Consider the following 22,954-nt stretch of genomic DNA (forward strand, 5'->3'; position numbering starts at 1 on the left):
GAACCTGCATGCGTTTAGTTCAGTTCGAGTTGAGCAACGGTGAGCGCCGCGTCGGCGTGGTAGAAGGCAACCAGGTACGCGAAGTGCGCGGCGCCCACAGCGTGCGTGAACTGGCGCTGGCCGCCATCGAAGCCGGCGGCAAGTTGCAGCAACAGGTGCAAGCCCTCGGCCTGGGCGCCAGCCATGACTACACCGCTTTGTTGGCGGACCACAAAATCCTGCCCCCGCTGGACCACCCCGACCCGGCCCACATGCTGATCAGCGGCACCGGCCTCACCCACCTGGGCAGTGCCTCGGCCCGCGACAAGATGCACCAGCAGGCCGGCGACGACAGCGCGATGACCGACACCATGCGCATCTTCAAATGGGGCGTGGAGGGCGGCAAACCAGGCGCCGGCCAGGCCGGTGTGCAACCGGAGTGGTTTTACAAAGGCGATGGCAGCATCGTAGTGCGCCCGGGCCAGGCCTTCCCGGTGCCGCCGTTTGCCGAAGATGCCGGCGAAGAACCAGAAATCGGTGGCCTCTATGTGATCGGGCATGACCGTAAGCCCTATCGCCTGGGTTTTGCGGTGGGCAACGAGTTCTCCGACCATGTGATGGAGCGCAAGAATTACCTGTACCTGGCCCATTCCAAGCTGCGCAGTTGCAGTTACGGCCCGGAGCTGCGCGTGGGCGAACTGCCCGAGCATCTGGCGGGCACCAGCCGCATCCTGCGCAACGGCGAGGTCATCTGGCAGAACGAATTCCTCAGTGGCGAGGCCAATATGTGCCACAGCCTGGAAAACCTCGAATACCACCACTTCAAATACAGCCAGTTCCTCAAGCCGGGTGATGTGCACATTCACTTCTTCGGCACCGCCACCTTGTCATTCGCCGACGGTATACGTACCCAGCCGGGCGATGTGTTCGAGATCAGCCAGGCTGAATTCGGCGCGCCGTTGATCAACGGTATCGGCAGCAGCGATGCGGCATTTGAACCCGGCCAAGTCACCCCCCTTTAAGGAGATCAACATGACCCCGTTCCTCGGCCACAACTACATCGGCGGCCAGCGCAGCGCCAACGGTAGCACTAAGCTGCAAAGCATCGACGCCACCACCGGCGAAGCCTTGCCCCAGGATTTCTACCAGGCCACCGCCCAGGAAGTGGACGCCGCCGCCCAGGCCGCGGCCCAGGCGTACCCGGCCTATCGCGCCTTGAGCGCCGCACGACGTGCGCAGTTTCTGGATGCGGTGGCCGATGAGCTGGACGCCTTGGGCGATGACTTCGTCGAACTGGTCTGCCGCGAAACCGCATTGCCGGCCGCACGCATCAAAGGCGAACGCGGGCGCACCAGCGGCCAGATGCGTTTGTTCGCCACCGTGCTGCGCCGCGGTGACTTCTACGGCGCGCGTATCGACAAGGCCCTGCCAGAGCGCCAGCCGTTGCCGCGCCCAGACCTGCGCCAATACCGCATCGGCCTCGGTCCGGTGGCGGTCTTTGGTGCCAGTAACTTCCCCCTGGCATTCTCCACCGCCGGCGGTGACACGGCGGCTGCATTGGCCGCCGGTTGCCCGGTGGTGTTCAAGGCCCACAGCGGCCACATGGCGACCGCCGAGCGCGTGGCCGATGCGATCATTCGTGCCGCCGAGGCCACCGAGATGCCGGCCGGCGTGTTCAACATGATTTTTGGCGGCGGCGTCGGTGAGGCGCTGGTCAAGCACCCGGCGATCCAGGCGGTGGGCTTTACCGGCTCACTCAAAGGCGGCCGCGCCCTGTGCGACATGGCCGCGGCGCGCCCGCAACCGATCCCGGTGTTTGCCGAAATGTCGAGCATCAACCCGGTGATCGTGCTGCCCCAGGCGCTGCACGCCCGCGCCGAGAGCATCGCCCGCGACCTGACCGCCTCGGTGGTGCAAGGCTGCGGCCAGTTCTGCACCAACCCAGGTCTGGTGATCGGTATCGCTTCGCCTGCGTTCACCGCGTTCACTCAGCAGGTCGCGCAATTGATCGGCGAGCAACCGGCGCAAACCATGCTGAATGCCGGCACCCTGGGCAGCTACGGCAAGGGCCTGGAAAAACTCCGGTCTCACCCGGGCATCCAGCATCTGGCGGGCAGTGCGCAATCGGGCAACCAGGCGCAACCGCAACTGTTCAAGGCGGATGTACGTCTGTTGATTGACGGCGACGAAGTGCTGCAAGAGGAAGTGTTCGGCCCCACCACGGTGTTCGTCGAAGTGGCCGATCAGGCCCAACTCAGCGCCGCCCTGCAGGGGCTGCACGGGCAATTGACCGCCACGCTCATCGGCGAACCGGCCGACCTGCAACAGTTCGCCGAACTCACGCCGCTGCTGGAACAGAAAGTCGGGCGCATCCTGCTCAACGGTTACCCCACTGGCGTGGAGGTGTGCGATTCCATGGTTCACGGCGGGCCGTACCCGGCGACTTCCGACGCCCGTGGCACCTCGGTCGGCACGCTGGCCATCGACCGTTTCCTGCGCCCGGTGTGCTTCCAGAACTACCCTGATAGCCTGCTGCCCGACGCGTTGAAAAACGCCAACCCCTTGCGTATTCAGCGCCTGGTAAATGGCACGCCATCGCGCGAATCGCTGTAACTGATCAGGAGGCTTCATGTCGTTGAGCGCAGTCACCCCGCACCGTGCCCGGTTGGGCGAAGGGCCGTTCTGGGATGTACCGACCCAGGCCCTGTATTGGGTGGATATCGCCGCCCGCCAGGCGCTGCGTCTGATGGGTGGGCAGTTGCAGGTGTGGCAATTGCCTGAGCACGTCTCGGCGTTCATCCCCTGTCAAAGCGGTGATGCGCTGGTGACCTTGAGCAGCGGCGTATATCGCCTGGACCTGGCCACCGAAGCCTTGACCCTGCTGTGCGTAGCCGACCCGCAAACGGGCAACCGCGGCAATGAAGCACGCTGCGATGCCCAGGGCCGGCTGTGGTTGGGCACCATGCAGAACAACATCGGCGAGCAGGGCGAAGACCTGCCGATTACCCGGCGCTCCGGTGGCCTGTTTCGCATCGATGCCGATGCGCGGGTCACGCCGTTGCTGGCGGGCCTGGGCATTCCCAACACCCTGCTCTGGAACGAGGAGGGCAGCCAGGTGCATTTCGGCGACAGCATGGACGGCACGCTCTATCAGCATTCGATCCAGGCTGACGGTCAACTCGGTGCCGCCCAGGCCTGGTTCGGGCCGCACACACGCGGCGGGCCGGATGGCTCGGCCATGGACGCCGACGGCTACATCTGGAATGCGCGCTGGGACGGCAGTTGCCTGCTGCGTCTGACGCCTTCAGGTGAGGTGGATCGCATAATCGAACTGCCGGTCAGCCGTCCCACCAGTTGCGTGTTCGGTGGGCCCGAGCTCACCACGCTGTACATCACCAGCGCGGCGAGTCCCTTGGATCACCCCCTTGATGGTGCGGTATTGGCCATTGAAGTCGATGTTCCTGGCAAGCCTTGCCATCGTTTCGCCGGTTAAACCCAAGACTTAAAAAAACAACAACAAGAGGTGTCGTTCATGAAAAAGGTTCTACGCGTTCTGGCTGCCGCTGTTGCGTTAAGCAGCCTCAGCAGCATCGTATCCGCTGAAGACGTGAAGATCGGCTTTCTGGTCAAGCAGGCCGAAGAGCCCTGGTTCCAGACGGAGTGGGCGTTTGCGGAAAAAGCCGCCCAGGACAAAGGCTTCAAACTCATCAAGATCGCGGTGCCCGACGGCGAGAAAACCCTCTCGGCCATCGACAGCCTGGCCGCCAACGGCGCCAAAGGCTTCGTGATCTGCCCGCCGGACGTGTCCCTGGGCCCTGCGATTGTCGCCAAAGCCAAGGTCAACGGTTTGAAAGTGATGGCCGTGGATGACCGCTTTGTCGATGCCAAGGGCAACTTCATGGAAGACGTGCCGTACCTGGGCATGGCCGCGTTTGAGGTGGGCCAGAAGCAGGGCGCCGCCATGGCCGCCGAAGCGAAAAAACGCGGTTGGGACTGGAAGGACACCTACGCGGTGATCAATACCTTCAACGAACTCGACACCGGCAAGAAACGCACCGACGGCTCGATCAAATCCCTGGAGGAGGCCGGGATTCCCAAGGACCACATCCTCACCGCCGCGCTCAAAACCCTCGACGTACCTGGCAGCATGGACGCCACCAACTCGGCCCTGGTGAAGCTGCCGAGTGGGGCGAAGAACCTGATCATCGGCGGCATGAACGACAACACCGTGCTCGGCGGCGTGCGTGCCACCGAAAGTGCCGGTTTCGCCGCAGCCAACGTGATCGGTATCGGCATCAATGGCACCGACGCCATCGGCGAATTGAAGAAAGCCAACAGCGGCTTCTTCGGCTCAATGCTGCCCAGCCCGCACATTGAAGGCTACAAAACCGCTGAGATGATGTACGAGTGGGTTACCCAAGGCACCGAGCCGCCGAAATACACGGCCATGGACGAAGTGACGCTGATCACCCGTGAAAACTTCCAGGCGGAACTGACCAAGATCGGGCTGTGGAAATGACCGCTGCGGCCCTGCGGTTTGACGGCATCGGCAAGACCTTTCCCGGGGTCAAGGCGCTGGACGGCATTTGCTTCACCGCCCACCCCGGGCAGGTGCACGCGCTGATGGGCGAGAACGGCGCAGGCAAGTCGACGCTGCTGAAAATCCTCGGCGGCGCCTACATTCCGTCCAGCGGCACGGTGCAGATCGGCGCGCAGACCATGGCCTTCAAATGCGCCGCCGACAGCATCGCCAGCGGTGTGGCGGTGATTCACCAAGAGCTGCACCTGGTGCCGGAAATGAGCGTGGCCGAGAACCTGTTCCTCGGGCATTTGCCCACGCGCTTTGGCGTGGTCAACCGGAGCCTGCTGCGTAAGCAGGCCCTGGCGTGTCTCAAGGGGCTGGCCGATGAAATCGACCCCGACGAGAAACTCGGGCGCCTGTCCCTGGGCCAGCGCCAACTGGTGGAAATCGCCAAGGCGCTGTCTCGCGGCGCCAACGTGATCGCCTTTGATGAACCCACCAGCAGTTTATCGGCGCGGGAAATCGACCGCTTGATGGCGATCATCACGCGCCTGCGCGACGAGGGCAAAGTGGTGCTCTACGTGTCGCACCGTATGGAAGAAGTGTTCCGTATCTGTGACGCAGTGACGGTGTTCAAGGACGGCCGCTACGTGCGTACTTTCGAGGACATGAGCACGCTGACTCACGACCAGTTGGTGACCTGCATGGTCGGTCGCGATATTCAGGACATCTACGATTACCGCCCGCGCGAGCAAGGCGAAGTGGCGCTCAAGGTGGACGGCTTGCTCGGCCCGGGCCTGCGTGAGCCGATCAGTTTCCAGGTGCGCAAGGGCGAGATCCTGGGCCTGTTCGGGCTGGTGGGCGCGGGGCGTACCGAGCTGTTTCGCCTGCTCAGTGGGTTAGAGCGCGCCAGTGCCGGCAGCCTGGAACTGTGCGGGCACGCGCTGCAACTGCGCTCACCCCGGGACGCCATCGCCGCCGGGGTATTGCTGTGTCCGGAGGATCGCAAGAAAGAGGGCATCATCCCGCTGGGCAGCGTCGCTGAAAACATCAACATCAGCGCCCGTGGCGCCCATTCCACCTTTGGCTGGCTGTTGCGCGAAGGCTGGGAGAAAGGCAACGCCGACCGACAGATCCAGGCGATGCGGGTCAAAACGCCGAACGCGGCGCAGAAGATCCTGTACCTGTCCGGCGGCAACCAACAGAAAGCCATTCTTGGCCGCTGGCTGTCGATGCCGATGAAGGTGTTGCTGCTCGACGAACCCACTCGCGGTATCGACATCGGCGCCAAGTCGGAGATCTACCAGATCATCCATAACCTGGCGGCCAGTGGCATTGCGGTGATCGTGGTGTCCAGCGACCTGATGGAGGTGATGGGCATCTCTGACCGCATCCTGGTGCTGTGCGAAGGCGCCCTGCGCGGCGAACAACTGCGCGAGCACGCGACTGAATCCAACCTGCTGCAGCTGGCCTTGCCACGCGGCCTGGCGAACTGAGAGACGACCATGACCATTCAAAACAACGCGTTGCCCTCGGCACGCAAACCCCTCGATATGCGTGCATTGCTCGATAACTGGGCGATGCTCTTGGCGGCGGTGGGCATCTTCGTACTGTGCGCGCTGCTGATCGATAACTTCCTCTCTCCGCTCAACATGCGCGGCTTGGGCCTGGCGATTTCGACTGTCGGTATTGCCGCGTGCACCATGCTGTTCTGCCTGGCCTCGGGGCACTTCGACCTGTCGGTAGGCTCGGTGATCGCCTGCGCCGGGGTAGTTGCGGCGATTGTAATGCGCGATACCGACAGCGTGATGCTGGGCATTGGTGCAGCGCTGCTGATGGGCCTGATGGTGGGGCTGATCAACGGCATCGTGATCGCCAAGCTGCGGGTCAACGCCTTGATCACTACCCTGGCGACCATGCAGATCGTGCGCGGCCTGGCTTACATCTTTGCCGACGGCAAGGCGGTAGGCGTGTCCCAGGAGCAATTTTTCGTGTTCGGCAACGGCCAATTGTTCGGCGTGCCGGTGCCGATCCTGATCACCATTGTCTGCTTCCTGTTCTTCGGCTGGCTGCTCAACTACACCACCTATGGGCGCAACACCATGGCCATCGGCGGTAACCCGGAGGCGGCGCTGCTGGCGGGCGTGAACGTTGACCGCACCAAGATCCTGATCTTCGCCATCCATGGCCTGATCGGCGCCTTGGCCGGGGTGATCCTGGCTTCGCGCATGACCTCCGGCCAGCCGATGATCGGCCAGGGCTTCGAGCTGACGGTGATCTCGGCCTGCGTGCTGGGTGGGGTGTCGCTGAGCGGCGGCATCGGCATGATCCGCCATGTGATCGCCGGGGTGTTGATTCTGGCGATCATCGAGAATGCGATGAACCTGAAGAACATCGATACCTTTTACCAGTATGTGATCCGCGGTTCGATCCTGCTGTTGGCCGTGGTCATCGACCGCATGAAACAACGCTGAACCCAGGCGCTGTGAAAAACCAATGTGGGAGCTGGCTTGCCTGCGATAGCGTTGGTTCAGGCAATAATTGAGTAGCCTGTGCCACCGCCATCGCAGGCAAGCCAGCTCCCACAATTTAATCAGCGGTGAACTTTAAAATAGTGTGTTGGGTGTAAGTCTGCCCTGGATTCAAACGCGTTGAGGCAAAGCTCGGCTGGTTAGGCGCATCCGGAAAATGCTGGGTCTCCAAGGTAAACCCACTCCAGTGCTGGTACGTCTTGCCGCCTTTACCCTTCACCGAACCGTCCAGGAAGTTGCTGGTATAAAACTGTACGCCAGGCTCTGTGGTGTAGAGCTGCAAACGCCGCCCTGATTCAGGGTCATGCACTTCGGCGGCCAGCTGTTTCACATTCCCTTTGGTATCCAGCGCCCAGTTGAAGTCGAAGCCACCCTGTTTCGGCTCGGCGAATTTGAGCTGCGGATGGTCGTCTTTGATGTGCTGGCCGATAGGTGTGGGCTTCAGGAAGTCCATCGGCGTGCCCTTGACCGGCGCCAATTCACCGGTGGGAATCAAGGTGGCATTCACCGGTGTGTAGTGGCTGGCGTGCAAGGTGGCGACCTGCTTGAGAATGTCGCCGTTGCCCGCGCCGGCCAGGTTGAAGTAGCTGTGGTTGGTGAGGTTGAGCACCGTCGGTTTGTCGGTGGTGGCGGTGTAGTCGATGTGCAGTTCGTTGTGGTCGTTGAGGCGGTAGGTGACCTCGGTTTTCAAGTTGCCCGGAAAGCCCATTTCCCCATCTTTGGACAGGTAGGTGAGGGTGACGCCCACCGAATCCTTGTCCTTGACCGATTTGGCTTGCCACACCTGCTTGTCGAAGCCCTGGGCGCCGCCATGCAATGAGTTAGGGCCGTCGTTGAGCGGTACCTGGTAGCGTTTGCCGTCGAGTTCGAAGGCGCCGCCGGCCAGGCGGTTGCCGAAGCGGCCAATGGTCGCGCCGAAAAACGCGGTACCGCCTTGATAGCCTTGCACGTCATCGAAGCCCAGCACCACGTCGTCGAGCTTGCCGTGTTTGTCTGGCACTTTTAGCGACTGCAGCACGCCGCCGTAGGTGATCACCGTGGCTTGCATGCCATGGCTGTTGCGCAACACGTACTGTTCGACGGCGGTGCCATCGTTGGTTTTGCCGAAGGGTTTGTGTTCGCTGCTAAGGCCGGCGGCGTGCGCGCCACCGCTGGCGATCAGCATGGACAGCGCGAGGCCGGACAGCAGGTATCGAGGGTGCTTCATGGTCGAACTTCCTTTTGTTGTTTTGCTGGAATAGTTCTACTAATTTGAGATATTTTGTCGATATGACAGCAGATTTATAGCCTTTAACGCCGTTCTTGCAAAATAAAATAAGACTAATTAAGCGGAGCACTGATTGTTATGACTACCCAGCAAGCAATTTATCCCGACCTCAAGGACAAAACCGTGCTGGTTTCCGGCGGGGCGTCGGGGATTGGCGAGTTCATGGTGCGGGCCTTCGCCGCGCAGGGTGCCAAGGTGGCGTTTGTGGACCGTGCACAGAGCCAGGGTGAACGCTTGGCGGCGCTGCTCAACTCCAAAGGGCAGAGTGTCGAGTTCGAGTGCTGCGATATCACCGACGAGATCGGCTACCGCGCGGCGATCGGGCGCTTCGAGCATTCCCTGGGGCCGATCACGGTACTGGTCAACAACGCAGCGAACGATGTGCGCCACAGCCTGGAAGAAATCGACTCGCACATGTTCGACCAGCTGATTGCGGTCAACCTCAAGCACGCCTTCTTTGCCGCCAAGGCGGTGGTGCCCATGATGAAGGAGGCCGGTAGCGGCTCGATCATCAACCTGGGCTCGGTGGGCTGGATGATGGCCTCGGCCGGCTACCCCGTATACGCCGCCAGCAAGGCCGCCGCCCACGGCATGACCCGAGCCCTGGCGCGTGAGCTGGGGCCCAACCGTATTCGCGTCAACACCTTGGTGCCGGGTTGGGTGATGACCGAAAAACAACTGGCCATGTGGGTCGACGACGCCGCCAAGGAACTCATCGCCCGCAGCCAGTGCCTGCCCGGCAGCGTGATGCCAGAACACATCGCCAACATGGCGCTGTTTTTGGCCTCGGATGCCTCGGCGATGTGCTCGGCGCAGAACTTTATCGTCGACGGCGGGTGGGTATAAAACGCGATTTTCAGAATGATGCACATCGAGTGTGGGAGCGGGCTTGCTAGCGAAGGCGGTGTGCCAGTGAACTTATTAGGTTCTGACACACCGCCTTCGCGAGCAAGCCCGCTCCCACAGTTAAATGGTGGTGCTTACTCGATGGGGTAACGCTTGAACGCCGGGTGCTGCTCCAGGCGTTCAGCATGGCGCTTGAGGTTGGGGAACGCATCGGCTTTCACCACCGAGGGCACGGTGAACTGGCTGAACGACCAGGCGACCGCTGCGGTAATCGACGCCTGGGTCAGCGCTTCATTGCCTGCCAGCTGCTTGTCCAGCAGCGCATAAGCCGCCAGCAGTTGCCCGGTAACGCGCTCAAGCCACGGCGCATGCAATTTTTCAGCGGGGCGAAGGTTGTGTTCATAGACGATCTGCACGCTTTTCTCGCATGCCGCCAGCGCGAGCCCAAGCAGTTGCAGGTCACGGGCACGTGCCGCCGGTTGTTGGGGCAGCAGCTTCTTGTCAGCCGGCGCCAGCGCTTCCAGGTAATCGAGGATCAGACTCGAATCCATCAGCACCGTGCCGTCGTCCAGCACCAGGGTAGGGGCCTTGACTACGGGGTTGATCTGGGCAAATTCAGCGTAAGTGCTGAACACCGACAGCGGTTCATGCACAAAGTCCACCCCGTATAACTCCAGGGAAACAGCCACGCGGCGTACGTAGGGCGAGTCCAGCATTCCGACCAGTTTCATGCAGCCTCCATTGCTTACAGGGTGTTGGGCTCAAAAGATTACGGGCACGGGCCGGGCGTGCGCAACGGCGTTGTGCAGCAGCCGATACGCTTGCACCAATTGATCGAGGCTGAACGCCAGGTTGCGCCCGCTGGGGTTGGGCAGTACCCAGACCGAGGCGTCGCCCAGTGGCTGCGCTTGCAAACCCCAGGCGACCTCGCGCTGGCCGCTCAGCGCGCTATAGCCGGGCTTGCCGAGGAACGCCACGAAACGCGGGGCATGGCGGCGGATCTTGTGTTCGAACGCCGCCGCCGCGTCCTGGAATTCATGCCGCGCCAACTCGCCTGCACTGGCCGTTGGCCGTGCCACCAAGGTGGTCAATCCGCAACCGTAGTGCAGCAAGGTGGCGCCGTCTTGCGGGCGAATTTCATGGGGCGTGAAACCGGCCAGATGCACGGTGCGCCAGAAGCGGTTGCTGCGATTGGCAAAATGCAGGCCGCGGGCTGCCGAGCCCTTGCCAGGGTTGATGCCGCAGAACAGTACGTGCAAGTGGTCGGCGAGGAGGTCGTCGAGTCGCTCGTTCATGCCGGATCTTCCATGCTGATAGGTGTGACGAGTCATCAACCTTTGGTTTAGTCTGGAACGCTTAGTGGATCACAAGCGCCTCTGGAGCATTGATTATGACCGAGTACGTACCTGCCAAAGTCTGGACCTGGGACACCGAAAGCGGCGGCACCTTCGCCAGCATCAACCGGCCCATCGCCGGCGCCACCCACGAAAAGCCGCTGCCGGTGGGCAAGCACCCGCTGCAGTTATACTCCCTGGCCACGCCCAATGGACAGAAGGTCACGATCCTGCTGGAAGAACTGCTGGCCCTGGGGCACAGCGGCGCCGAATACGATGCCTGGCTGATCAAGATCGGCGACGGCGACCAGTTCGGCAGTGGCTTTGTGGCGGTGAACCCGAACTCGAAGATTCCAGCGCTGATGGACCACAGCGGCGCCACGCCGATTCGCGTGTTCGAATCGGGCGCGATTCTGCAGTACCTGGCCGAGAAGTTCGGTGCGTTCCTGCCCACGGAGCCCGCCGCACGGGCTGAATGCCTGTCGTGGCTGTTCTGGCAGATGGGCAGCGCGCCTTACCTGGGGGGTGGCTTCGGGCATTTCTATGCCTATGCGCCGAGCAAGATGGAATACCCGATCAACCGCTTCGCCATGGAGACCAAGCGCCAACTGGATGTGCTGGATAAGCGCCTGGCGGTCAGCCAATACATCGCCGGGGATGAATACACCATTGCCGACATCGCGATATGGCCTTGGTACGGTGGGTTGGTCAAAGGCCGCTTGTATGGCGACTCGGCGGAGTTTCTCTCTGTGCATGAATACAAGCACGTGCTGCGCTGGGCCGACGCAATTGACGCCCGGCCGGCGGTGCAGCGCGGGCGGCGGGTGAACCGGGTGTCGGGTGAGGAGCAGTTGCCAGAACGGCATGATGCAAGTGACCTGGATTGATTCAGATCCAGTGTGGGAGGGGGCTTGCCCCCGATGGCGGTGAATCAGTCACAGATGTAACAACTGATCCACCCTCATCGGGAGCAAGCCCCCTCCCACATTTAGTTTTCCTTCGCTTCGATTTATTTGTAGCGTTGTTCGAATACCGCCACCTGTTCGGGCTTGATCAGTTCAAACGGCACCCACACTTGGGCTTCAATCGGCTCGCCCTTGATCATCTTGATCGCCGCTTGCACCGCCTGGGTCGCCTGGGCCTTGGGGTCCTGGAACACTGAGGCAGCAAGCAGCCCACGCTTGATCGCTGCCAAACCGTCGGGCAAGCCGTCGATGCCGACGATCGCAATCTCGCCCTTGGCCTTGCCGGCTTGCTGCAACGCCATGGCCGCACCGATTGCCATTTCATCATTGTTGGCGACAATGGCATCGAACTGTGTACCTGCCAGCAGCCAGTTGCTGGTGAGGTCCATGCCTTTGTTGCGTTGCCATTCGGCGCTTTGCTGCTCGACGACCTGGATCCCCGGAAAGTCCTTGAGCACCTGCCTGGCGCCTTCGGTACGGTCATGGGTGGCGTTCTGTGCAAGGTCGCCCATGATGATCGCCACATTGCCCTTGCCGCCCAGTTTTTGGGCGAGGTAGCGCATCTGCAATTGCCCCGCTTCGATGTCGTTGGAGGCCACCGTGACCACGCCCGCAGGCAGCGTACGCTCATCCGGGTGGCGGTTGACGTACACCAGCGGTGTCTTCGCCGCCACGGCGGCGCGGGTGATGTTGGCAGTGGCGGCGGTGTCGACCGGCAGCACGATCACCGCATCGACCTTCTGGTTGAGAAAACCTTCGACTTGATTGAGCTGGCGCACCACATCGCCCTGGGCGTCTTCAAATTGGATCTGCACGTCCTGGTGTTTGGCTGCCGCCTCCAGGCCGGTGCGCACGTAGGTCATGAAGTTATCGTCCACCCGGGCAATGCTCACGCCGATGCGATAGGCGGCGAAGGACCACTGGCTGAACATCAACAACAGCGCGGCCACTAGTAATGAATAACGGTGCATGAGGCTGTTCCTTTTATTGTTATAGGGTGAATGCCTGGCGGAAACGCTCCAGAGCCGACTCGCTGTCGCCGCTGGCCCAGCCCTCCAGGCCGACCACACCGGTGTAACCCATGGCGTGCAAGGCCCGGGCAATGGCCGGGTAGTGGATTTCGCCCGTGCCGGGCTCTTTGCGCCCAGGCACATCAGCGACCTGGATTTCGCCGATGGCGCTGCCAGCGCGCTGGATCAATTCGATGAGGTTACCTTCGCCAATCTGCGCGTGGTACAGGTCCAGGTTCATTTTCAGATGCGGGCTGCCGACGGCTTCGATCAGGGCCAGGGTGTCGTCGGCACGTGCGAACGGTGTACCTGGGTGGTCGACGGCGGTGTTGAGGTTTTCCAGCAGGAACACGCGGCCGGCGTCTTCCCCCAGGCGCGCGATTTTCTCCAGGCTCTTGCAAGCGCTCAGCCACATGCGCCCGTTGGTGTGGCTGACGGCCTGCACGGGCAGGCCGCCTTCACCCAGGCCCGTGCCATGCAGGTTGAGGCTGGGGCAATTGAGGCGCTCGGCAATGCCCAGGGACTCACGGGCGCTGTCGAGCAATTGGCGGATGCCGTCGGGGTCGGTGAGGGTGCCGCTGAGGTAGCCGGTCATCGAGGTGAAGTCCGCGCCGGTCGCCGCCAAGGCCTGAATGTCCTTATCGGCCCAACCCCAGATTTCGGCGCTGAAACCCAGGGCATGTATACGTTTGACGCGTTCGATGAAGGGCAGCTCGAGGAACACCATTTCGGCGCTGACGGTCAATTTGAACGGCATCATCAAAGGGCTCCTTGAACGGCCACGGCCTTGCCGGTTTGGTACGACTCAATGCAGGCGCGGGCAATTGCCAGGGCTGCACGCGCATCTTCACCGTTGGCCAGGGGCTTGGCGCCGCTGCGCAGGCAGTCGACAAAGTGGTTGAGCTCGGCGATGTAGGCGTCGCGCAACAGGTCGGTGTCCATCCGCTGGGTGTCTGCCTGGATGCCCTCGGCCAGGTAGCGCACCAGGTCGCAGTCGTTAAGGCTGCCCATGCTCAGCATGCCCTTGCTGCCGAACACTTCGCCGCGCACGTCGTAGCCATACACGGCCTGGAAGCTGGCTTCGGCGGTGGCAATGGCGCCGTTGTCAAAGCGCAGGGTGACCACGGCGGTATCGAGCAAACCTTGGCTTTTGAACTGCGGGGCAATCAGCGCGTCGGCCATCACCTGCACCTGTACCACTTCGGCCCCAGGGTTGAGGTAGCGCAGGGTGTCGAAGTCGTGGATCAGGGTTTCGAGGAAGATCACCCATTGCGGCGAGTTGGCCGGGTTGTTCAGCGCCGGGTCGCGGGTCAGCGAGCGTAGCAGCTGCGGCGTGCCAATACGTCCAGCGACGACGTCGAGGTGCGCTGTGCGAAAGCTTCTGGCGAAGCGCCGATTGAAGCCGACCTGCAACGGCACCCGTGCATCGACAGCGGCGGCGATGGCGCGGTCGGCTTCGTCCAGCGTGATCGCCATGGGTTTTTCGCAGAAGATACCCTTGCCGGCGCGTGCGGCGTTGATCACCAGCTCCGCGTGGCTACGGGCAGGGGCGGCGATGAGCACGCCGTCGATGTCCGGGTCGTCCAGCAGCTGTTGCGGGTCGGTGTAGGCCTTGTCCACCCCCAGTTCTGCTGCCAGGCGAGCGGCCTGGCCTGGGACGGGATCGGCGATGGCGGCGAGGCAGGCACCGGGGATGTGGCGTGCGGCGGTAAGGCCATGGAAGCTGCCCATGCGGCCGGCACCGATCAAGCCCAGGCGGATGTTCTGTGTACTCATGAAGCGACCCCTTTTGTTGTTGTGGGCCCCCAGGAACATCCTGGGTGACATGGGGGGAAGGAGCAAGGCCTGTGCCAATTCATAACTAGCTGATTTACATGGGGTTATTATTTTAGTTAAACAAAAAGTGTTCATGTTAATGACATGTCTATACTGACATGTCGAAAATATGAACATGGATAACCGCAATGACCCAGGCGTTCAGTGTGCAAGACCTCGAATACCTCACGAACCTGGGGCCTGCCGCGCTGAACGATGGGCCCATCGCCGCGTTGGAACAGGCGTGGCGAGAGTGCCTGGCTGGCAAAGTCGTGCGTCCGGACGGGGTGCGCCAGGTCATCTGGGATTCCTGGCGACGCAGTGTCGAGGCGGGTATCGAGCCCGGTAACAGCGACTACCGCTTTGTTGCGCCTCATGCGCTGGCGGCGACCCTGGCCCACCATCGCGCCCTGATCGCCGCTGCCGCGCAAGTCATGCATGGATTGCTGGCTTACAACCCGCGCGGGCATATCAACCTCACGGATGCCGAGGGCACGACGCTGTATTTTTGCGGGGTGGACATCACCCCGGTGGGCAGTCGCTTGCTCGAATCGGTGCAAGGCACCAACTGCACCGGCCTGGCCCTGGCCGAAGATCGCCTGGTGTATGTGCTGGCTGAAGAAAATTTCGCCAGCGGCCTGCGCCAGCGCCACATGCACTGCGCCGCCGCGCCGATCAAGGATGCCCAAGGCCAGACCCTGGCCATGCTCACCCTGACCGCCGAGCCCGGCTGGTTTCATTTCCATACCCTGGGCACCGTTCAAGCGGCGGCCGAGGCGGTGTCGCGGCAGATGGCGCTGCAGGTGTTGCTGGAAGAACAACAGGCCGTGCTCGAAGTGCTCAACGAAGGTTTGGTGGTGCTCGATGAGCGTGGCTGCATCAAGGCACTCAACCGTTATGCGCGGCAACTGTTCGGGGTGGGGCGCGAATTGATCGGCAGTCCTTTCCAGCGCCTGGGCCGCAGTGAACTGAGCGACGCGCTGGGTGAGCCGGTGCGCGACCGCGATTGCACCTTCCACTTGCACGACGCCAGCCAACTCGCCTGCCTGGTTTCGGTATGCCCACTGGAGCAGGGTGGGGTGATTGTGTCGGTGCGCGAAAACCGCCGTATCCGCGAGATTACCCGGCGCATTATCGGCACCCAGGCCCGCTATACCTTCGAGACCATCCTGGGCACCTCGCGGGCCATACAAGATGCACTGCACCTGGGGCGCATTGCCAGTCGCAGCGAGTCCACCACCTTGATCCTCGGCGAAAGCGGCACCGGCAAGGAGCTGTTTGCCCAGGCCATTCACAACGGCAGCGAGCGTTGCAACGGCCCGTTTGTGGCGGTCAACTGCGGCGCGATCCCACGGGACTTGGTGCAGAGTGAACTGTTTGGCCACGTCGAAGGCGCATTCACCGGCTCGGCGCGGGGTGGGGCGGCAGGCAAGTTCGAACTGGCGGATGGCGGCACCATCTTCCTGGATGAAATCGGCGACATGTCCTTCGATGCCCAGGTCAGTCTGCTACGGGTTTTGCAGGAGGGTGAAATCACCCGCGTCGGGGCCAAGCAATCGCGGCAAGTTGACGTGCGCATCATCGCCGCCACCCATCGCAACCTGAGCCAGGCGGTGGCCGAGGGCGCGTTTCGTGAAGACCTTTACTACCGACTCAACGTGCTGAACCTGAGCGTGCCGCCACTGCGTATGCGCCGTGACGATATCCCATTGCTGGCGCGGCACTTCCTGCAGCGCTGTGCCCGCTCGCTACGTAAAACGGTGCAAGGTTTCGCGCCGGATGCGTTAGCGTTGCTGTCAGCCCATGGTTGGCCGGGCAACGTGCGGGAACTGGAGAACGTTATCGAACGAGCGACCAACCTGGCGATGGGCGAGCTGATTCAATCGGCCGACTTGCCGTTGGAAACCCAGCAACGCCCGACGTTGCGCGCCTACCAGCCCCAGCCCGCGCAGGATTTGAGCAGCCATGAAAGGCACGCCATCGTTGCCGCGCTCACCAGCACCCGCGGCAACATTCGCCTGGCCGCACAGCAACTGGATGTGTCGCGGGGCGGGCTGTACAACAAGATGAGCCGGTTTGGCTTGAGCGCCGCTGATTTCCGTGAGCGCTGAAACCTCAAGCCAAACCGATCAGCTGCACAGGTTTTCCGGGGTCACTATCTGCGGCGGTATATGCACGCGGTGCCTCAATGGGTCAAACCCCTCATCACTCTGCAAGCGCACCAGCAACTCCACCAGCGCCACGGCCGTTTGCCGTGGCTGCGAGTCCATCACCACATCAATCAAGCCGTTGCTCAGTGCCTGACGCGACAACGGCGTGGACTCTTGCAGGATGCAGCACAGCGCCGGGCGCTTGGGCAGTTGCGCCAGGGCGTTGATCACGCCGTCGCCACCACCGCCGACCACACATAACCCACGCAAATCGGTATGGCGGCTGAGCAGATCGAGGGTGGCTTCTTCGGTGATGTCGCAGTTGTCCAGGTTGATCAGCGGCTCCAACGGTTTGAGCCCCGGCGCGTGTTCGGCCAGGTAGCTGTGCAAGCCTTCGACCCGTGCCTGATGGCCGAGGAAACGATGGCCGCCCAACAGGATGCCCACGCTGCCTTTGCGTGCGCCGCAGGTGCGCGCCAGCAGCCAGCCCATGGTGCGCCCGACCACGTGGTTGTTCTGGCCTACATAGGGTTCGGCAGCGTGTTCATGGATATCCGAAAGCAGGGCAACCACCGGCACGCCTGCTTCACGAATCTGCGCCAGGCAGGCGTTGATCAACGGATGGGCGAAGCTGACCACCGCGAGGGCGTCGCACTGCACGGCCAGTTGTTCGATTTGCGCGACGATGACGCCGGGCGTGCGGTCGTTGATGTAGTCGAACTGGCAGCTCAGGTTAGCGGTGGCGTGATGCTGCGCTGCCTCGCTAATGGCGTGGGCCAACTGCGCATAGAAGGCTTGGGCGGTCCCCAGCAACAGCACGCCGAAACGGTAGGTGGGCCGACGTTCGCGAATGCGCTGGCCGATCAGCCGTGCGGCGAAATAGCCCACCGCTTCGGCGGCCTGGAACACCTGTTCGGCGGTGCCGGGGTTGACCGGCGCGCGGGCGTTCAATACGCGGTCGACGGTGGCTACGCTGAGCCCCGCATGGGCGGCGACGGTGGCGATGGTTGGGCGTTTGTTGTTGTGCATGGCAGGCCCCTTGAGCGTCTTGATAGAAAACTATCAAGCCCCGCTGGGCCTGGATGATAGCTTGATAGGGAATGGATTCAAGGCCTTGAGGGTGATTTAGCCGCACTCTATCGTTGGTTTCGCAAAGCCCCTGAAACCCACGCTTGCGGAGAACAATAACAATGCCTGGACACACCGCTCACCGCGCTCGGCGCGATTACAGCCTCACCGGCCCCGAAGCCGCCCGGGCCGCCGACAAGGGCCTGGTCTCGGCCCGTTGGTACCAGTCGCCCATCCCGCGCAATCGCATGAAAGCCCTGATGCAACGCCGCGACGCTCCGGCGTTGCTCGACACCGCCCTGTGGTTCTCAGCGTTGTTGGCCACCGGTGTCGGCGGCTACTGGTTCTGGGGCAGTTGGGCCTGCGTGCCATTCTTCATCGCCTACGGTGTGCTCTACGGCACGGCCTCCAACCCGCGCTGGCACGAAACCGGCCACGGCACGGCGTTCAAGACCCGCTGGATGAACGATGCGCTGTATCAGGTGGCGAGCTTCATGTGCCTCTTCGAACCCCACGTGTGGCGCTGGAGCCATGCCCGCCATCACACCGACACCATTGTCGTCGGTCGCGACCCGGAGATCGTTGAACCGCGCCCGCCGAGCTTATGGATGATGGCCCTCAGTCTGTTCAACCTACCCCTGGCCTGGAAGACCTTCAGCGGCGTGGCCCGCCATACGTTCGGGCGAATGAGTGCCCAGGAGCAGGACTTCATCCCCGAATCCGAGTGGCCCAAGGTGTACCGAGATGCGCGTATCTGGGTCGGCATCTACGCCCTGATCATCGGCACCGCGCTGTACCTGCACAGCGGGTTGCCGCTGATGCTGGTGGGCCTGCCCAGCCTCTACGGCGCGTGGCTCGGCTACCTGTTTGGTCTCAGCCAACACGTGGGCCTGGCCGAAGATGTGCTCGACCACCGTAGCAATTGCCGCACCATCTACATGAACCGCGTGTTGCGCTTTATCTACATGAACATGAACTACCACCTCGAACACCACATGTACCCGATGGTGCCTTACCACGCGCTCAGTCAACTGCACGAAGAGATCCGCAGCGACTGCCCGCCGCCGTATGCCAACCTGTGGCAGGCCTACCAGGAAATCATTCCGACGATCTGGCGCCAGCGCAGAGACCCCAGCTATTTCGTCCAGCGCCCCACCCGTGGCGAGCAAGCTCGCTCGCCACAGACTGAAAGCCAGTCATTGGAGATAAATGCATGAACGATCAATGGATCGACGTCTGCGCCGTGGGCGAAATAGAAGCAGAAGACGTGCTGCGCTTCGACCACGGCGCGCAGACCTACGCGGTGTTCCGTTCAGCCGATAACGAATTCTTCGCCACCGCCGGCCTGTGCACCCACGAGAAAATCCACCTGGCCGACGGCCTGGTGATGGACCATGTGATCGAATGCCCCAAGCACAACGGACGCTTTGATTACCGCACCGGCAAGGCCCTGGGCGCGCCGGTGTGCGTCAACCTCAAGACCTACCCCGTGCGGGTAGATGCGGGGCGGGTACTGCTCGCCGTCACGGCCGAAGAATGAACGCTCCCCTGATCATCGTCGGCGCCGGCCATGCTGGTGGCCGTGCGGCACTGACCCTGCGTGACGAAGGTTACAGCGGGCGCCTGATCCTGATTGGCGATGAAGCGCACTTGCCCTACGAGCGGCCACCGTTGTCCAAGGGCTTGCTGCAAGGCTCGACCGACTTGGCGCAATGCAGCCTGTGCGACAGCCAGCAGTTGGCGGCGCTCGAGGTAGAGCATATCGCCGCCAACCCGGTCAGCCGCCTGGAGCCGCAGCACCACCGGTTGCAATTGGCCGACGGCCAGTGGTTGAGCTATGCCGGCCTGCTGCTGGCCACCGGAGGCCGGGCGCGGCGTTTGCCCCAGGAGCAGGCCAACGTGTTTTACCTGCGCACCCATGATGACGCGTTGGTCTTGCGCAATGAATTAAAGCCAGGCGCCAGGCTGGTGGTGGTTGGCGGTGGTTTTATCGGCCTGGAGGTGGCAGCGACGGCGCGGGGCCTGGGCTGCGAGGTGACGCTACTGGAAGCCGGGCCAAGGCTGGCAGGGCGGGTGTTGCCGCCGGTGATCAGTGACGCGTTGCTGGCATTGCACCGTGAGCAGGGTGTGGACGTGCGTTTGAACGTCGCCCTGGAGTGCATCCACGCCGACGCCGTGCAACTGGTCGACGGGCAGCGGTTGCCCTGCGACCTGGTGGTGGTCGGCATTGGCATGCAGCCCAACATCGAGGTGGCCGCGGCGGCGGGCTTGGACGTCGGGCAGGGCATTCGTGTCGACGCGCAGTTGCGCACCAGTGCGGCGGATATCTACGCGGCGGGGGATGTGTGCGAGTTTCGCCTGGCGGGCCTTTATCAGCGCCAGGAAACCTGGCGCAACGCCGAAGCCCAGGGCCGTCTCGCGGCGTTGAACCTGCTGGGGCAGGCGTTGGCGTTCGAGACGATCCCGGGTTTCTGGTCCGATCAATACGCGTGGGGCTTGTACACCGTCGGGGTGATGACTGCACTGATGGTCCGCCGGCAATTGCCCGACGGCGGCCTGCTGCTGTTCTACCTTGACGACCATCACCGTTTGCAAGGCGCCTGCGGTTGGGCCATGGGTCACCGCGCAGCGAAGGACATCAAGCTGTGCGAGCACTTGATCACTGCCCACATCCCGCTTAACCCGGCCAGCCTGGCCGACCCCGAGGTATCCCTGAAGCTGTTATTGCGAGGCTGACCATGCGCCAGTTGTTAGTATTCCAATCGATGTGGGCCATGCAAACCGAGCCCGGCAGCCTCGAAGCGCAACTGGACCGCATCGCCGCCGCCGGTTATGACGGCATCACCGACCATTACTGGGCGCCGGCATCGGTGCAGCGCCTGCACGCGGCGGCCACGGCCAGGGGCCTGCAGATTGAAGGGCAACTGTTCCCGCAATCGGTGGATGAGCTGGCCAGGGCATTGGAGGTGATCAGCCGCTACGGTTGTCACCACCTCACCTTGCAAGCCGACGTGCGCCCACGTACCCAGGCCGAGGCGGCCAGGCTGATCGACGGCTGGCAACGCCTGGCCGAACAGGTGGACTTCCCGATCCTGCTGGAAACCCACCGTTATCGGCTCACCAACGACCTGTTGTTCACCCTCGACCTGCTGGCACAGATGCCCGATCTGAAACTGCTCGCTGACCTGTCCCACTACGTGGTTGGCCGCGAGTTGCCCCAGCCCGGCAGTGTGGAAGACGACGAACAGATACGCACCATCCTGCGTCACAGCTGGGGTTTTCATGGGCGCATCGCCAGCAGCGAACAGGTGCAGGTTGGCCTGGATTTTCCCCAGCACCAACCGTGGGTCGAGCGATTTACCGGCTGGTGGCGCTATGGGATCGAACACTGGCTGGGCCGCGCTGACACCCCGCAGAGCCTGTCCTTCACTTGCGAGTTGGGCCCGCCACCCTATGCGATTACCGACGCACAGGGGCGCGAACTCACCGATCGCTGGGCCGAGGCGCTCAAGCTCAAAGCCCTGATTCGCCAGGTGTGGGCCAGTTGCCATCGATGATCTGCTAATCTGCGCGGGTTCAAACCGCCCTCAGCCTGTGGAATGCCCATGAAAACCTGCCCCGTCCGTCCCCCGCTCGAACCGCAATCGGTGTGTCACCCGATCACCAGCAGCGCGATCTTTATGGTCGCCACCCTGGCGCCTGATGCGGTTGAAAACGTGCGGGCCTGGTGCGCCGACATCGCAGGCCTGGTGCGCTCGGTAGGCAAGCGCGTGCCCTCGGGCAACCTGACTTGCGTTTGCGGATTTGGCTCGGATGCCTGGGACCGCCTGTTCGGCGCGCCGCGCCCGGCGGCCTTGCATCCGTTTCGCGAGTTCGGTGTGGAGGGGCGCAAGGCAGTGTCGACCCCAGGTGACATCCTGCTGCACATCCGTGCCGAACAGATGGACCTGTGTTTCGAGCTGGCGACCCAGCTGATGGCGGCCCTGGGTGATAGCGTGAAGGTGGTGGATGAGGTCCAGGGCTTTCGCTACTTCGATATGCGCAGCATCATCGGTTTCGTCGACGGCACCGAGAACCCGGTGGGGCGCAAGGCCGAGGCGTTTACCCTGGTGGGCGATGAAGACCCTGAGTTCGAAGGCGGCAGCTATATGCTGGTGCAGAAATACCTGCACAACATGACCGCGTGGAATGGCTTGACGGTGGAGGCTCAAGAGAAGGTGATCGGGCGCACCAAATTGTCGGACATCGAACTGGACGACGACACCAAGCCGAGCAACTCCCACAGCGCCCTGACAGTGATCACTGACGAGGACGGCGAGGAGGTGAAGATCCTGCGCGACAACATGCCCTTCGGCCGCCCTGGTGCCGGGGAGTTCGGCACCTACTTCATCGGCTATGCACGCTCGCCGCAGCCGTTGGAGCAGATGCTGGAGAACATGTTCGTCGGCCGCCCGGCCGGCAACTACGACCGCTTGCTCGACTTCAGCACGGCCGTGACCGGCGGCCTGTTCTTCGTGCCCTCGGCCGACTTGCTCGAAGCGCTGGCCGACCGCGAGCCGGTGGCTTAACTCAACAACCCGGTGCTGACCGCCACAATCAGGAAGATCCCCAGCAGCGCACGGTAGATCACGAACGGCCAGGTGGAGAAACGCTCCAGAAATTTCATCAGGCCCCAGATGGCAAAGAACGCCGAGATGCTGGCCACCACCAGGCCAAAGATCAAGTGCGGCCAGGCGTGGGCGGGTAGGTCGGCGCGCAGCAGCACCCATAACTCTTTCAAACCGGCCAGGGCGATGGCCGGCAAGCCTAACAGGAAAGAAAACCGCGCCGCTTCTTCGCGTTTGAAATTCAGGAACAGCGCCGCGGTCAACGTGGAGCCCGAACGCGATACGCCCGGTATCAACGCGCCAATCTGTGCAACCCCCACGATCAGGGCATCGCGCAGGCGCATTTGGCTCACGTCGCGTGTATGCCGGGCACGCAGTTCGGCCACTGCCAGCAGCACCGCCATCACCACGCAGGAAATGCCGATCACCATCAGCCCGCGCAATGGCGAGTTGCAGGCATTCAAGGTCGACGACAACGCCAGTCCGGCGATGCCAATCGGGACGGTTGCCAGCACAATTGCCACGGCGAGCTTGAACCAGCGGTCGTTGTAGTCGCCCCGGCGCACCGCACTGATGCTGCCCGTGGTGACCTGGCGCACATCGCGCCAGAAGTAACTGACCACTGCTGCCAACGCCGCCAATTGCATGGCTGCGGAAAACGCCGAGCCAGGGTCTTGCCAGCCGAGCAGGGCGGGTACCACGCGCATATGGGCGGTGGATGACACCGGCAGCAATTCAGTAATGCCCTGGATCACCCCAAGGATGAAGATTTGCAGGTAATCCAGGGAGGCAAAGCCCACATCCAGGCCGGCGGTACAGACGTTGGTCAAAATACGTGTCCTTGAGCAATAGGGGGAAAC

At 62.5% G+C, this 22,954-nt stretch carries 22 protein-coding genes; 14 read left to right on the forward strand and 8 right to left on the reverse strand.

Annotated features, from left to right (window positions below; translation table 11 throughout):
• Nucleotides 1-8: 8 nt before the first annotated feature.
• Genes araD1 through araH form a run of 6 tightly spaced genes read left to right on the forward strand, consistent with a single transcriptional unit; the run spans nt 9 to nt 6,975 of the window.
• Nucleotides 9-1,001 carry an AraD1 family protein gene (gene araD1, locus AB9N64_RS00665; protein ID WP_014718070.1) on the forward strand — a complete coding sequence of 331 codons (993 nt, stop codon included), beginning with the start codon at nt 9-11 and terminating at the stop codon, nt 999-1,001.
• A gap of 10 nt (nt 1,002-1,011) precedes the next feature.
• Nucleotides 1,012-2,592: an aldehyde dehydrogenase (NADP(+)) gene (locus AB9N64_RS00670; protein WP_288857410.1), complete on the forward strand. Its 1,581-nt coding sequence runs from the start codon at nt 1,012-1,014 to the stop codon at nt 2,590-2,592.
• Between the two features lie 16 nt (nt 2,593-2,608).
• Nucleotides 2,609-3,472 carry an SMP-30/gluconolactonase/LRE family protein gene (locus tag AB9N64_RS00675; RefSeq protein ID WP_038449806.1) on the forward strand — a complete coding sequence of 288 codons (864 nt, stop codon included), beginning with the start codon at nt 2,609-2,611 and terminating at the stop codon, nt 3,470-3,472.
• A 39-nt stretch (nt 3,473-3,511) separates the two neighbouring features.
• Nucleotides 3,512-4,498, forward strand: a complete 987-nt coding sequence (locus AB9N64_RS00680; RefSeq protein ID WP_038449809.1) for a substrate-binding domain-containing protein — start codon at nt 3,512-3,514, stop codon at nt 4,496-4,498.
• Nucleotides 4,495-5,997, forward strand: coding sequence for an L-arabinose ABC transporter ATP-binding protein AraG (araG, locus tag AB9N64_RS00685; RefSeq protein WP_093114189.1), 1,503 nt, complete (start codon nt 4,495-4,497; stop codon nt 5,995-5,997). Before AB9N64_RS00680 ends, araG begins: the two co-directional genes overlap by 4 nt.
• A 9-nt stretch (nt 5,998-6,006) precedes the next feature.
• On the forward strand, nt 6,007-6,975 hold the full coding sequence (gene araH, locus AB9N64_RS00690) for an L-arabinose ABC transporter permease AraH (RefSeq protein WP_014718075.1): 969 nt from the start codon (nt 6,007-6,009) through the stop codon (nt 6,973-6,975).
• 115 nt (nt 6,976-7,090) lie between these two features.
• On the opposite strand, the gene AB9N64_RS00695 is transcribed toward araH, so the two are convergent.
• Nucleotides 7,091-8,239: an aldose epimerase family protein gene (locus AB9N64_RS00695; RefSeq protein WP_102666800.1), complete on the reverse strand. Its 1,149-nt coding sequence runs from the start codon at nt 8,237-8,239 to the stop codon at nt 7,091-7,093.
• A 138-nt stretch (nt 8,240-8,377) separates the two neighbouring features.
• Here AB9N64_RS00695 and AB9N64_RS00700 point away from each other — a divergent pair, with 138 nt between their 5' ends.
• Nucleotides 8,378-9,145, forward strand: coding sequence for an SDR family NAD(P)-dependent oxidoreductase (locus AB9N64_RS00700; RefSeq protein WP_102666799.1), 768 nt, complete (start codon nt 8,378-8,380; stop codon nt 9,143-9,145).
• 134 nt (nt 9,146-9,279) lie between these two features.
• Here the strand turns inward: AB9N64_RS00700 and AB9N64_RS00705 are convergent, their stop codons facing one another.
• Both AB9N64_RS00705 and mug read right to left on the reverse strand, forming a co-directional pair.
• Entirely contained in the window at nt 9,280-9,876 is a 597-nt protein-coding gene (locus AB9N64_RS00705) for a glutathione S-transferase family protein (protein ID WP_019817325.1), read from the reverse strand.
• Nucleotides 9,877-9,906: 30 nt separating this feature from the next.
• Complete coding sequence (mug, locus tag AB9N64_RS00710) at nt 9,907-10,440, reverse strand: G/U mismatch-specific DNA glycosylase (RefSeq protein WP_371359843.1); 534 nt, start codon at nt 10,438-10,440, stop codon at nt 9,907-9,909.
• Nucleotides 10,441-10,535: 95 nt separating this feature from the next.
• Between mug and yghU the strand changes: the two genes are divergently transcribed.
• Entirely contained in the window at nt 10,536-11,366 is an 831-nt protein-coding gene (gene yghU / locus AB9N64_RS00715; protein ID WP_020303155.1) for a glutathione-dependent disulfide-bond oxidoreductase, read from the forward strand.
• A 122-nt stretch (nt 11,367-11,488) separates the two neighbouring features.
• On the opposite strand, the gene AB9N64_RS00720 is transcribed toward yghU, so the two are convergent.
• Genes AB9N64_RS00720 through AB9N64_RS00730 form a run of 3 tightly spaced genes read right to left on the reverse strand, consistent with a single transcriptional unit; the run spans nt 11,489 to nt 14,230 of the window.
• A complete protein-coding gene (locus AB9N64_RS00720; protein WP_020303156.1) occupies nt 11,489-12,415 on the reverse strand; it encodes a sugar ABC transporter substrate-binding protein in 927 nt (308 codons plus the stop codon).
• A 19-nt stretch (nt 12,416-12,434) separates the two neighbouring features.
• Entirely contained in the window at nt 12,435-13,214 is a 780-nt protein-coding gene (locus AB9N64_RS00725) for a TIM barrel protein (RefSeq protein ID WP_102666797.1), read from the reverse strand.
• On the reverse strand, nt 13,214-14,230 hold the full coding sequence (locus tag AB9N64_RS00730; RefSeq protein ID WP_137271408.1) for a Gfo/Idh/MocA family oxidoreductase: 1,017 nt from the start codon (nt 14,228-14,230) through the stop codon (nt 13,214-13,216). Before AB9N64_RS00730 ends, AB9N64_RS00725 begins: the two co-directional genes overlap by 1 nt.
• A gap of 188 nt (nt 14,231-14,418) precedes the next feature.
• On the opposite strand from AB9N64_RS00730, the gene AB9N64_RS00735 reads away from it, so the two are divergent.
• Nucleotides 14,419-16,380, forward strand: coding sequence for a sigma-54-dependent Fis family transcriptional regulator (locus AB9N64_RS00735; RefSeq protein ID WP_014718084.1), 1,962 nt, complete (start codon nt 14,419-14,421; stop codon nt 16,378-16,380).
• An 18-nt stretch (nt 16,381-16,398) separates the two neighbouring features.
• On the opposite strand, the gene AB9N64_RS00740 is transcribed toward AB9N64_RS00735, so the two are convergent.
• A complete protein-coding gene (locus AB9N64_RS00740) occupies nt 16,399-17,448 on the reverse strand; it encodes a LacI family DNA-binding transcriptional regulator (RefSeq protein WP_106111782.1) in 1,050 nt (349 codons plus the stop codon).
• Nucleotides 17,449-17,609: 161 nt separating this feature from the next.
• On the opposite strand from AB9N64_RS00740, the gene AB9N64_RS00745 reads away from it, so the two are divergent.
• From AB9N64_RS00745 to AB9N64_RS00765, 5 genes are read left to right on the forward strand one after another with little or no spacing between them, the layout of a single operon-like run.
• The gene (locus AB9N64_RS00745; protein ID WP_014718086.1) at nt 17,610-18,704 is read left to right on the forward strand and encodes a fatty acid desaturase family protein; all 1,095 of its coding nucleotides are present in this window, start codon (nt 17,610-17,612) and stop codon (nt 18,702-18,704) included.
• Entirely contained in the window at nt 18,701-19,027 is a 327-nt protein-coding gene (locus AB9N64_RS00750) for a MocE family 2Fe-2S type ferredoxin (RefSeq protein ID WP_019817317.1), read from the forward strand. The genes AB9N64_RS00745 and AB9N64_RS00750 overlap by 4 nt, the downstream gene beginning before the upstream one ends.
• On the forward strand, nt 19,024-20,223 hold the full coding sequence (locus AB9N64_RS00755; protein WP_371359844.1) for an NAD(P)/FAD-dependent oxidoreductase: 1,200 nt from the start codon (nt 19,024-19,026) through the stop codon (nt 20,221-20,223). The genes AB9N64_RS00750 and AB9N64_RS00755 overlap by 4 nt, the downstream gene beginning before the upstream one ends.
• 2 nt (nt 20,224-20,225) lie before the next feature.
• On the forward strand, nt 20,226-21,044 hold the full coding sequence (locus AB9N64_RS00760) for a sugar phosphate isomerase/epimerase (RefSeq protein ID WP_133632726.1): 819 nt from the start codon (nt 20,226-20,228) through the stop codon (nt 21,042-21,044).
• A gap of 48 nt (nt 21,045-21,092) precedes the next feature.
• A complete protein-coding gene (locus AB9N64_RS00765) occupies nt 21,093-22,055 on the forward strand; it encodes a Dyp-type peroxidase (RefSeq protein WP_371359845.1) in 963 nt (320 codons plus the stop codon).
• Here AB9N64_RS00765 and AB9N64_RS00770 read toward each other — a convergent pair.
• Nucleotides 22,052-22,924 (reverse strand): undecaprenyl-diphosphate phosphatase, encoded by an 873-nt coding sequence (locus tag AB9N64_RS00770; RefSeq protein WP_038449834.1) that lies wholly within the window; start codon nt 22,922-22,924, stop codon nt 22,052-22,054. The two genes, AB9N64_RS00765 and AB9N64_RS00770, sit on opposite strands and share 4 nt — an antisense overlap.
• Between the last annotated feature and the right edge of the window lie 30 nt (nt 22,925-22,954).

The organism is Pseudomonas sp. KT_2_4 (assembly GCF_041410225.1).
GTDB classification, from domain to species: Bacteria; Pseudomonadota; Gammaproteobacteria; order Pseudomonadales; family Pseudomonadaceae; genus Aquipseudomonas; species Aquipseudomonas paracarnis.